Source organism: Paenibacillus sp. 01T422, assembly GCF_056398785.1.
On sequence record NZ_JBFTQB010000125.1, the window covers coordinates 1 to 9964 of the forward strand.

Genomic DNA, 9964 nt, shown 5'->3' on the forward strand with positions numbered 1-9964 from the left:
TAGTATGCCCAGTCGCACCAGGTCCATTCAAATGCAAAAACAGACCCTAGGGTCTGCTCATTATAGAAACTTATTAAGCTTAATGTTGGATATAGGTGATACGAACCTGGCCATCATCATTACATACCGTAACCTCGACGGATTCGGTAAGAATGTCGGCATAGCTGTATGACACTCGTTTAAAGGCGTGTGATTCTTGGTCAAGCTTCACGATAAACACAGAAGGGTAGGTTTCTTCTAAAACACCGGAACGTTCGACTGTCTTTCGACGGCCACCATTCGCTCTCAACATGATCTTCTGCCCGACGTGGGGCTCCAAACTGCGTTTGATTTCCAACAGCGCATTTTTTGCCATTGTCAACTACCACCTCTTTCCTTGTTAATTATAACCCATCCTGACAAGCATGTCAAACAGGGTCAAATATTATATCAGCACCATAATCCAGTTGTCAACGGCATTTTCATCTATTTACCGAATTCCCCATTGTACAGGTTGTCTCCAAAGTTCGCAAATTATTCACACTTTTCCAATAAAAAAGAACACTCCCCCGCCACCCTCTCCTAAGAGAGAAGCAGCAGGGAAGTGTCCCTGACAGGAAACCATGTATGAGCAAGGACTACATATGCTCATCTGTATGTTGAATACCGGGAACACCCATTCGGTAGCTCCCTCTTGTCTCTACACCACCCAACCCATCAAGCCCCGTCACCGTCAAATCCATAATATCTAACATCGATATCGTGTCCTTCACGGAGGTGTAGGATAGCTTTGCGGCGATGCACAATGGGTCTAGCGCGTGGATGAGTATGCGCGCAGGCGAACTCGCGAAATTGGCCCCAGCCCGAATCAGAGCCTCAAAGTGAGACTGGCAAGCTCCTGCCACGACAATCATCGCGTCACGATTGCGTTCATACTGCCGCGCTACTTGAACGGCGTTAACGAAGTTCTGTGAATTCTTATAGCTAGATAAACCGCCAGGTCCAGCGACTTTACGATGCTTAAGTATTCCGTCATGCCCCGTGATGACGACAATATCCGGCTTAATTTGCGGAAGCAACCGGTGGAGCGCGTCTGCCATCTGAGCCTCGGGAATATAGAAACCCTCAGCGGGCACGCGGAGTTCTCCATAGAGCTGCATGCTCTTGCGCAGATAGGTCGGATCCCCATCCAAATGCAGCACTTTACCCGGGACTTCAAAATATCCCGCGTTCACTTTCTGATTATGGGCAACCGAGAGTTGGTTTTTCTCCTGCAACTGCACTTGGGAAACCGCCAGCCTTCGTAGTGACTCGCGAAATTCAGGCGAACTCGACCTGGGATGGTCMATCGACTCTGTCGGATTCGTCAGTGTTAAGTCCACTAGAGGTGCATCCGCAAGCAGTCGGTAATCGACGCCGCGCAGGACAGCCTTCAGCTGTTCGATACGTTCAATCTTAAACATGACGTCGCCGCCATAGGATTTACGGGTTACAAAATCACCTTGCCTCATCGCACAAATCCCCTCCATGGGCTATCCTATGGCGGGACTGGGCATTTGGTGCGGGTTATTTACAGCCGTGCGCGCGAAGCGCAGTCGACAAGCGCGCGAATTCTTCCATGCTAAGCGTCTCGCCGCGGCGCGAAGGCTCGATGTTGATACCCTGGAGCAGAGCTTCTAGCTCCGGTTTGTTTTCTTTGGTAAAGAACCGYGCAGCTAGGTTGTTGTACAAGGTTTTGCGCCGCTGGACGAAGGACGCCTGAACGACAGTGAAGAAGAAGTCCACGTCCGCCACTTCGACCGGCGGGGTTTTGCGCACACGCAGCCGGATAACGGCAGAGTCAACGTTCGGCTGCGGCACAAAGACGGTGCGCGGCACGATCGTGACAAGCTCCGGCTCGCAGTGAAACTGCACGGCAATGCTGAGGCTGCCGTAATCTTTGGTGCCCGGGCGAGCCGCCATGCGGTCGGCCACCTCTTTTTGGATCATCACGACGATGTTCTCCAAGGGAAGCTTCTCTTCGAGAAGCTTCATAATAATCGGTGTCGTGATGTAATAAGGCAGATTGGCGACAACACTGACGCCATYGAGCCCGTCAAAATGCTGCCGGAACAATTCCGGCAGATCGGTCTTCAGGATATCGCCATGTACGACGTTCGCATGGGGATAAGGCTCTAGCGTCTCGCCTAGGATAGGCAGGAGACGTTGATCGATCTCCACGGCCAAGACACGCCCTGCGAGCTTGGCCAGCTGCTGGGTGAGCGCCCCGATGCCAGGGCCGACTTCCAGCGCGCCTTTGTTAGGCCCAAGCTCTGCGGCCGAAACGATCTTGCCCAAGATGTTCTGGTCGATCAGGAAGTTCTGACCCAAACTCTTTTTAAGCACAAGATTGTGCTTTTTAATCATTTGTTTCGTCTTACTAGGTGTTGCGACATCTTCCGCTGTTACAATCACTTCATTGCCGGGTATAGTCATTTTGTAGCCCTCATTTATCTATAGGTTCTGGATTCCACTATATAACACTATATCTTCGGTGCCAGATGCTCCAACGCTGCTTCAAATTCCTCACGCGAGATCTGGAACATCGCACATCGCTTATAAAATTGTTTGCCATTGCAGTAGCCAATGCCAAGTGCATTGCCAACGACGAGTCTGCGGGAAGCGGCCTCCGGATGAACGATCAGCCCTGCGGCCATGAGATCTTCCACGGTAAGCTGTGACACAGCCCCGTCGTACTCTGTCCGAAGGTTCTGGAGCGCCTCCCGGACAATCTCCGGCGCGGCATTCTCCACACCAATGTCGCCTTTATACTCGGCCTGCGCCTGCGTGATAAAGGCATGTTTGCAGCCTGGTACCTTGGCTGCCACAATCTTCCGTATCCGCTCACCTGCGTGATCCGGATCCGTGAATATAATGACGCCCCTGCGCTGTTGCGCGAGGGCTATGCGCTTCAATACGGCTTGCCCGATGGCAGAGCCGCCTGTCTCTATCGTATCCGCCTCGACGGCTCGGCGAATAGCTGCCGTATCGTCCTTGCCTTCAACGACAATGACTTCTTTAATCATAATCGGTTCCCTTCCCAGTACGCAGAAAAAGAAGAGGGGTTCCCTCTTCTTTCGCCCAGGCTGCTTGCCTGGCAACGTATATTGACATTGTTCCCGCTGAAACAGACGTTTACACGTTAATTTTCAGACGGCTTTTTCGGTCCTACGACATAGACCGTGTACCCTTGTTTCGTTCCGAATTTATTGGCGTAGCCATGATCTTCGAAATAGACGTCGATCATTTGACCTTTCACACCACTACCGATATCTTCAGCACGACGGAAGCCGACGCCCTCAATGTAAACCCACCATCCTAGTGGGATAACTTTCGGATCAACCGCAATCGTTCTGCCCTCAGTAACCGTAGTTCCTGTATACGTCTTACCATACCCAGGAGTACCTTCGGATTTGCCTGTTGAATCGGCTCCCGCTGAGTAAGCCGTGAGCTTCACATTCTTCAGAATTTGTTTATACCCGAATGTTACACCATTCTTAGAAACCTCATCCACGCTAGGGGATGATGCCGAAAGAACAACAACGGGATTCTTCGTGCCAATTGACACTACTTTTTTAACACTTTGTTCCTGTACTTCTTGACCTACAACAGCTTCTGCGACTAACACGCCATCTTCGTAAGTCTTTTCTTTCTTTTTCAGAAGTACGCCCTCTTTACCTTCTTGAACGACCTGCTCTTTACCCTTAAGCAGCGATGCATCACTTTTCTTCTCCGTGTCGAATGCGATCGGCTCTGTTACTTCTTCCGTCTCTTTTTTTACACGGACGATTTTGATTTCATCGCCTGTGCCTAAAGAGGATGTCGGTTCGGGAGTCAGCTTATCGTGCTCCCCAAGTGCAATATGTAAACGTTGCAATGCACTTTCAACCGTTCTTGCAGTTGTGTAAACAGTGGTGGTCTTTCCATCAGCAGTCAATTGAATTGGAGAAGCGTGTTCGATGACGAATTTGTCCCCGCCCTTGATAGTAGCTGTAGGGTCTGCAGATATTTCATCGTGTTCACCAATCGTTATGGCTTGTTCATCCAGTAGGCGTTGCAGGACCCATTGCTTCGTATGCACAACGGTTTCTTGTCCATTCACAACCACGGATACGCTCTTGGTAGCCGTACCGTACAACAACACCAAAAACATGAAAGTCATTGCGATTGAGATTATAGCCAGGCTTAAAATCAAACGCAAGTTTTCATGCTTCCATCGCAATGCGAAGGACATGCTGGATGATCGTTTTACATGGGTCTCGCTAAAAGAGATACTGCCCACTTCTTCGGTCCTCCTTCAAAGCCTCGCCGCCAGGTTACAGCATGATTAAATTTGACGCGACTAAGGTTTTTAATTTAACTTAACGTGTCGTCCATCAGCAGCTGCTTAGAAACGGCTGCATTCTGGTCGTCCCACCCCGCTTTGCTATTCATCATCCTATGAATTCCGGGCTATGATTAATCGTCCGAAACAGTTAAAAGTCCTTATGGGGACAAAAAGCCAGCAAGAAGAGGACTCTTCTCGCTGGCTTAGTTTGCATAGTAAAAATACACAAATAGCACGAACGACAATCGTTACCTCTCTTACGCTTACGAGGTTAGCTGACGGATTCGGACGTGAGAGTCGCCCTACTCAGACGTAAACTTCCGTTAAACGTCCAAGATTCACCCCTGTTACTCACTCTGTTTACTTCCTCAGCGATGCCGCTTTATAAAGTTAACAGTGGTTCCCCCGTTCCCATAATTGGAACTCAGCGAATGGAAAAATGGCAAATTGGTTATTAAGTTATTATGAAAAGTATATTACGCTGTTAATCTCTGCCTGTAAAGGGATTGACACCTACTAAAAAGGGCTAAATCAATTAAAAATAGCTTATTTTCGAAATAAAACCACTTTTTATCTACATTTATCTCACTATAACGTACGTATACTAAGTTTCTTCGTGTTTTCGCTCTTAAACTAGGCTTCTAAACTAAATTTGTTTATAATTATCAGGTATGAAACCGATGTATAAATTCCAATAAATAGATATTTAGGGAGGCACTGAGATGGGGCTCATATTACAAGTCGACTCTTTATTCGGGGGATATTTACCAAATAAACCCGTTCTTCACGACCTCACATTTTCAATCCGTCAGGGTGAAATGATGGGATTGATCGGACTGAATGGCGCAGGAAAAAGTACGACCATCAAGAACATCCTTGGACTGCTTCAACCACAAAGGGGTTCAGTCAAAATTAACGGTTTGACACTAGCCGAAGATCCGCTGCCTTACCGTGCCACTTATGCTTATGTACCCGAAAGTCCAGAGCTATATGAAGAGCTTACCATTCGCGAACATCTGGAATTAACCGCCATGGCCTACGGCTTAACGAAAGATGACTATCTTGCACGTTCACAAGCGCTTCTCGAGCAGTTCCACATGCAGGACAAGCTCAATTCCTTCGCAAGCCATCTATCCAAAGGGATGAAGCAAAAGGTCATGATTATGAACGCGTTCTTAATCGAACCTTCCCTCTATATCATTGATGAGCCTTTTCTCGGACTCGATCCGTTAGCCATCCGCTCATTGCTCGAATTAATGGTCAAAATGAAACGGCGTGGCGCGTCATTCCTCATATCCTCGCATATTTTGTCTACCATTGAAAAATATTGCGATAACTATGTCGTTCTGCACAAAGGACATATGGTTGCCCAAGGCGATTTAGTCGAATTACGTCACCAAACGGGGCTCCAGCAAGCGTCATTGGACGACATCTTTTATAAGCTTGTAAAAGGAGAACTGGTATGAAAGCAATGGACATGGATACCCGTGCCCTATGGCAGAAGAGATTTGAACATTATATGAAGGAATCCATGGGCTACTTGCAGTATGCAGCGCGCAGTAATTTTTTTGGCTTCCTGTTATTTCTTGTCATCCTTTCTTCCTATTATTATGCAAAAATACTACAGCGCCTTCCGACAGATTATCCTTATCTGTGGATCGTCCTTTTGCTGCTCGTTCCTTTGTTATCCTCAAGCCCGATTCGTACATTAGCGAGAAGCGCGGACCGTATGTTTTTACTGCGCATTGAACATCAGATGGGTCCTTACTTCCGTGGCGGATTCAAGTACAGCTTGGTGCTGCAAGCATTTTGGACATTTCTGGCATGGGTTGTATTATGGCCCTTGTATCATCATTGCCTCGGTCATGACGAACAGCATTTCTTATGGATGCTCGCCTTGCTTCTATTAATGAAGGTAGGCCATTTATTGGCTAGCTGGCAAGAGAGCCGATTCACACATGAACGTGCGAGAAGGGTTTCCGTTAGCTTCCGCTGGATAGCAACAGCCGTGCTGATTTCTCTGCAATTTCTGACCAGCGTTCTCTGGGCAAGCGGGGCTGCTCTTGTACTTACATTGGCTTGGTTAACAGCCACGCATTACGTATCCAAGTACTACATCGGTTGGGACTATCTCATTGCGAAGGAAAGGCAGCAGCAGGCACGGCTCTATTCCTTTTTCAACTGGTTCGTGGATGTTCCACAATTGGGAACGCGAATAACCCGCCGAAGCTGGATCAGCGGGGTCACAAGATTTATTCCTTTTAAACAAGATGCCACCTATCTGTACATATATATGAAAACATTTCTACGTACGGAGTTATTCGCGATTGTCATGCGTATATCTTTGCTGGGCACATTAGCCATCGCAGTTTCAAGCAGCAGCACAGCGCGACTTCTCATCTTCTTTATCGCTATAGTTATTTCCATGGTTCAACTCACGCCACTTGAGCGTTCACACCGCTATACCTTCTGGCTTGAAATGTACCCACTTAACCGTCAGTTGAAAGCCGGCTCCTTAGCCTTCATCATTTGGTCAGCCTTGCTGCTAGAATTATGTATGCTTTCGATTCCGTTATTGATTCGCTCTTCACCTATCTACCTTGTTGTGCCGCTCATCGGTTTCCTCTTTATCTCGCTCACTTGTGGCGTCTTGCTTCGTCGAAAATTTGCAAAGAACGCTTTACTTGAGACCTAACAAGGCGATGGCGTTGTTTGTCGTTATTTCTGCAAGCTCTTCTAGACTCAAGCCCTTAATTTCCGCGGCCGTTTCGGCTACCAACCGAACATAAGCCGATTCGTTGCGCTTGCCGCGGTAAGGGTGTGGGGTCAGGTATGGAGCATCCGTCTCAATTAACAAACGGTCCAAAGGAACTTGCGCCAGCACTTCCTTGGGCTGCCTTGCATTTTTGAAAGTCACAGGCCCCCCGAAGGAAATATGGAAATTCATATCCAGACACTGCTTTGCCGTCTCCCAGCTCCCCGAGAAACAATGCATAATTCCCCCGACTTCAGCAGCTTTCTCTTCTTTTAAAATGGTCAAAATATCCTGATGCGCGTCTCGATTATGAATCACAATCGGCATTTGAAGCTTTCGCGCCAACCTGATTTGCTCGCGAAAGACCCGCTGCTGTACATCCTTAGGCGACTTATCCCAATAATAGTCCAGTCCGATCTCCCCGATAGCCACCACTTTGTCATGTTGACACAACGATTCGATCCATTCCAAATCCCCTGGTTTCATATCAATCGCATCCACGGGGTGCCAGCCTACCGTTGAATAGATGAAATCGTATTTTTCGGCAAGTGCTATTGAACTAGGAATCGTCTCCCGATTAAAACCAACATTCACCATTCTTGTAACACCTGCATCACGTGCGCGTTGTATGACCTCGTCTTGATCTTCCTGAAATTGTTCCGCATTTAAATGTGTATGTGAGTCTGTTAACATGTTCTTCTCCTTACTTCCTCTTATGTATTATTCCTGCTCGCCGAGCATCTCCCATAATTCCGGATACGCAGAAGCATTCAGACGCTCCAGCAGCTCCTCCGGGTAATAGACATGATGCTTGCCCATTTGAAAACCGCTAATAGATTGAACAATCTCTGATCGATGGGTAATTTCGGTTAACGTTTCCTTATGATCCAAAAGCAGAATCGGCAAATTATCCTCCGTCTCACCTGGTCTGTACACATCATAGGATTGATTTGACGGGAAATCAATTTCCATGTAGTAGATCGGATCAAGACCGACTTCAGCCATTACTTTCTCCATTAGCTGAATCATGCGCTGATTTGACTCATCAAAGGTACTATATTTATACAGTTTACGGTCCAAAAATCGTTTGCACATATCAGCAAGGATAGGATCCTTCTCGCTCATCCAAAACGTCAACATCGCCTGCATCACAGACTCGTCCAGAAGCAAATAATCTTCAAGCGAAATCTTATTCTGAATCAGGTGCAGGATTGGATCCGTCATGAAGCCAAATGTGTAGTTATCTTCATATAGATGTTTGGCGCGCGCAAAGATTTTGTGCAGCAGAATTTCCGCACTCCGTGTCACCGGATGGAAATAGACCTGCCAGTACATCTGATAACGTGACATTAGGTAATCTTCTACAGCATGCATACCGCTTTCTTTAACCACAATATGCCCACGATAGGGCCGAATAACACGAAGTATTCGTTCCAGATCGAACGTCCCATAATTAACTCCCGTGAAATACGCATCTCTCAAAAGGTAATCCATCCGATCGGCGTCTAATTGGGACGACACGAGGCTTACAACAATCTCCTCATTATAGGATTTGCAAATGACACCCGCCACTTTTTTGGGGAAATCAGGCGAGACCCGGCTCAATACTTGATTGACTTCCGTATCACCCAGCACGATTTTGCAAGACCAATCCTCATGGCGCGTTCCGAAAGCCTTCTCAATTGAATGAGAGAAAGGCCCATGCCCCAAATCGTGCAACAGCGCTGCACAAAGACAGATCAAACGCTCTTCCTTCGGCCAATCTTCATATTGATTGCGTTCGAACTGGGAAATGATTTTGCGCGTGATTTCGTACACACCAAGTGAATGGGAGAATCGGCTATGCTCGGCACCATGGAAAGTTAAATATGAGGTGCCTAATTGCCGGATGCGGCGCAGCCTCTGAAACTCTCGCGTATTAATCAAATCCCAGATCGTGTTATCCTGCACGTAAATATATTTATGAACGGGATCTTTAAAAACTTTCTCTTCCTTCATTCAATCACAACCTCTCTTTATTAAAATTCTACATCTTTTCGACATTTCACACCATCTTATCGACATTTATGTCGTATTTTGTCGAATTATCTAATACCATTTTTTCATTGTTTATGCCCTCTGAAATGAATTGGCTAATTCCACCTTTTCTCTCATCAAATAGTAATATATTATTTACAAATCCTTATGCCACTTGGTTTTCCCCTTCTTTTCAGCTGTAATAAGATTTCAAAAAATTATTGTCTTCCCGCCCAAACTAGCGAAAATATGGTTGACTATTTTGGGAATGGTTGGTATCATTAGTTTAAGAGATATGTCGAAACATGACGATATTGATAAAATTTTTATAAAATCGAAAGGGGTTTATATATATGATGAAATCTACGGGCATTGTAAGAAAAGTTGACGAATTGGGGCGTGTCGTGATTCCAATTGAACTTCGCCGTACACTAGGAATTGGCGAGAAAGACGCTCTGGAAATTTATGTAGATGGCGAGCGTATCATGCTTAAGAAATATGAGCCTGCTTGTATCTTCTGTGGCAACGCTGAAGGCGTCTCTTACTTTAAGGGAAAAATTGTTTGTCATATTTGTTTAGCAGAAATGCCAACACCTGTGACAAAATAAGAAAAATAGTATATAATAGAAGTAGCACTTATCCTATTGGTAATTCTAACCTTTTTCATATCTCCTCTAATCTCTAATTTGTTGGCTTCGGCCACGGATTAGAGATCTTTTTTTGTCTAGACATTTCCCGCAGCGCCTACCCTCACCCTGATAGGGGAACTACAGGTCGTTATTCTCCTGCTATTTCGTAGATCAGAGCTGAAAACCGTCCAACTCAGGCAGAATAGCACCCTGTAGTTC

Annotated in this window: 10 protein-coding genes and 1 riboswitch; of the genes, 3 read left to right on the forward strand and 7 right to left on the reverse strand. The window is 46.4% G+C overall.

Annotation, left to right across the window (positions count from 1 at the left end):
- Positions 1–79 precede the first annotated feature (79 nt).
- The 5 genes from veg to AC1DUA_RS09705 all read right to left on the reverse strand — a co-directional run bounded on the left by veg (position 80) and on the right by AC1DUA_RS09705 (position 4300).
- Complete coding sequence (gene veg / locus AC1DUA_RS09685) at positions 80–355, reverse strand: biofilm formation stimulator Veg (RefSeq protein ID WP_028557365.1); 276 nt, start codon at positions 353–355, stop codon at positions 80–82.
- A 262-nt stretch (positions 356–617) separates the two neighbouring features.
- Positions 618–1490, reverse strand: coding sequence for a sporulation peptidase YabG (gene yabG / locus AC1DUA_RS09690; RefSeq protein WP_477499531.1), 873 nt, complete (start codon positions 1488–1490; stop codon positions 618–620).
- 55 nt (positions 1491–1545) lie between these two features.
- Positions 1546–2454, reverse strand: a complete 909-nt coding sequence (gene rsmA / locus AC1DUA_RS09695) for a 16S rRNA (adenine(1518)-N(6)/adenine(1519)-N(6))-dimethyltransferase RsmA (RefSeq protein ID WP_477499532.1) — start codon at positions 2452–2454, stop codon at positions 1546–1548.
- A 47-nt stretch (positions 2455–2501) separates the two neighbouring features.
- On the reverse strand, positions 2502–3044 hold the full coding sequence (gene rnmV, locus AC1DUA_RS09700) for a ribonuclease M5 (protein ID WP_477499533.1): 543 nt from the start codon (positions 3042–3044) through the stop codon (positions 2502–2504).
- A 116-nt stretch (positions 3045–3160) separates the two neighbouring features.
- Positions 3161–4300 carry a ubiquitin-like domain-containing protein gene (locus AC1DUA_RS09705; protein WP_477499534.1) on the reverse strand — a complete coding sequence of 380 codons (1140 nt, stop codon included), beginning with the start codon at positions 4298–4300 and terminating at the stop codon, positions 3161–3163.
- A 290-nt stretch (positions 4301–4590) separates the two neighbouring features.
- Positions 4591–4785, reverse strand: a riboswitch (cyclic di-AMP (ydaO/yuaA leader).
- 282 nt (positions 4786–5067) lie between these two features.
- Here AC1DUA_RS09705 and AC1DUA_RS09710 point away from each other — a divergent pair.
- Both AC1DUA_RS09710 and AC1DUA_RS09715 read left to right on the forward strand, forming a co-directional pair.
- Positions 5068–5811 carry an ABC transporter ATP-binding protein gene (locus AC1DUA_RS09710; RefSeq protein WP_477499535.1) on the forward strand — a complete coding sequence of 248 codons (744 nt, stop codon included), beginning with the start codon at positions 5068–5070 and terminating at the stop codon, positions 5809–5811.
- Positions 5808–7040, forward strand: coding sequence for an ABC transporter permease (locus AC1DUA_RS09715; RefSeq protein ID WP_477499536.1), 1233 nt, complete (start codon positions 5808–5810; stop codon positions 7038–7040). The genes AC1DUA_RS09710 and AC1DUA_RS09715 overlap by 4 nt, the downstream gene beginning before the upstream one ends.
- Here AC1DUA_RS09715 and AC1DUA_RS09720 read toward each other — a convergent pair.
- Together AC1DUA_RS09720 and AC1DUA_RS09725 are read right to left on the reverse strand one after the other, a co-directional pair.
- Positions 7026–7793, reverse strand: coding sequence for a TatD family hydrolase (locus AC1DUA_RS09720; RefSeq protein ID WP_477499537.1), 768 nt, complete (start codon positions 7791–7793; stop codon positions 7026–7028). The genes AC1DUA_RS09715 and AC1DUA_RS09720 overlap by 15 nt on opposite strands.
- A 27-nt stretch (positions 7794–7820) precedes the next feature.
- The gene (locus tag AC1DUA_RS09725) at positions 7821–9098 is read right to left on the reverse strand and encodes an HD domain-containing protein (protein WP_477499538.1); all 1278 of its coding nucleotides are present in this window, start codon (positions 9096–9098) and stop codon (positions 7821–7823) included.
- 371 nt (positions 9099–9469) lie between these two features.
- Here AC1DUA_RS09725 and AC1DUA_RS09730 point away from each other — a divergent pair, with 371 nt between their 5' ends.
- Positions 9470–9724, forward strand: coding sequence for an AbrB/MazE/SpoVT family DNA-binding domain-containing protein (locus AC1DUA_RS09730; RefSeq protein ID WP_127457122.1), 255 nt, complete (start codon positions 9470–9472; stop codon positions 9722–9724).
- Positions 9725–9964 lie beyond the last annotated feature (240 nt).